General features: G+C 30.4%; 1 protein-coding gene and 1 pseudogene. Both read right to left on the reverse strand.

What is annotated here, in order from left to right:
• Nucleotides 1-39 precede the first annotated feature (39 nt).
• Nucleotides 40-909, reverse strand: a pseudogene (locus tag J2Z38_RS10450) (IS3 family transposase); the annotation flags it as partial.
• Complete coding sequence (locus J2Z38_RS10455) at nt 897-1,436, reverse strand: helix-turn-helix domain-containing protein (protein WP_048949817.1); 540 nt, start codon at nt 1,434-1,436, stop codon at nt 897-899. The pseudogene J2Z38_RS10450 and the gene J2Z38_RS10455, both read right to left, overlap by 13 nt.
• Nucleotides 1,437-1,482 lie beyond the last annotated feature (46 nt).

Here is a 1,482-nt window from a genome sequence, read left to right on the forward strand (position 1 = left end):
TGACCTGAACCCGTAAACACGGAATAATTTAATAATATTTTAAGCGGAATGTAATCTGTACATGACAGGGGACATTCCGTTTAATTTTGTTTTAATTCTATCCTCATTGTACCATCTAATATATTTTTCTATCTCAACAACTAATTCATTATAGTTTTTAAATTCCGCCCCATAATACATTTCTTGTTTCAAGATTCCAAAGAAGTTTTCCATAGGAGAATTGTCTAGACAATTGCCTTTTCTTGACATACTTTGCCTAATATTCATTTTTTCTAGTTTTTTAGTCCATGAACTGTGTTGATAATGAAATCCTTGATCTGAGTGTATAGTTAAATCTTTAATGTCTTTATTTTCTTCTAGTGCTTTTTCTAGCATTTTATTGGTTAAGTTTATTGTTGGGTGATTACTTAGTGTATAGCTGATTATTTCACTGTTGTATATGTCTAATATTGGTGATAGGTATATTTTCTTTTCCTGACCTTTAATTCTAAATTCTGTTACATCTGTTAGCCATAATTGATTTGGTTTACTTGCTCTAAATTGTCTATTTACTATATTGTCTGCTACTTTACCTATTTGTCCCTTGTATGACGAGTATTTTCTTGATCTAGTTTTAAATTTAGAGCAAAGCAAGGATTGTTCTCTCATTATTCTTAAAACTCTTTTATGGTTAATTTTAAATCCTTTATTTTTTAATACTAGAGTAACTCTTCTATATCCATATCTACCTTTTGAAGCTTCTACTATGGTTTTTATTTCCTCTTTAATTTGTTTGTCTTTATCTATTGGTTGTTCTAATTTTATTTTCCACTCATAGTATGATGATTTTGGTAACTTAGCTATATCCAACCATTCGCTTATTTTACTTTCAGGATATTCTTTTTGTAAGTTGAGGATTATCTTTGTTTTCTCCTTGCTTCTGCTTCCTCTTCTAGTAGCAAGGCTTGTAGCTTTTTTTCGTAGATTATCTTCATTTTGAGAAGTCTATTTTCCTCTCTTAGTCTTATTAATTCTTCTCTTTCGTTTTCGTTTATTGGAGTATTATTTTTAGACTCCTTATTTACTTTGGTCATATCTTTTTTATGCCTTCCTCTGTTATCTTCTAGCCCAGATAGACCACGTTCTTGATAAGCTTTTTCCCATCTGTATACCATAGACCCATTAACAAGATTAAAGTGCTCTGCAGTCTCTCTAAGCGAAGTATTATTGATTTGCCTATATTGTATTACAGATAGTTTAAATTCACTAGTGAATTTATTGTTTTTTAACTTTTTAGATAAGTTCTTAAAGCCTCCAGAATTGTACTTATTTATCCATTGCTCTAAAGTAGCTTTTGGAATACAATGTTTTTTAGCTATACTTACACTGCCACCAACTTCTCCAGACAAATATTCCTTTACTAGTTTTACTCTAAATTCTTTTGTATATTTTGTCATACAAAAACCCCTCCATCCGTATTCCGGATTTTGGGGTTCAGGTCAT

The organism is Anaerococcus degeneri, assembly GCF_017874475.1.
In the GTDB taxonomy this organism is placed as follows: domain Bacteria; phylum Bacillota; class Clostridia; order Tissierellales; family Peptoniphilaceae; genus Anaerococcus; species Anaerococcus degeneri.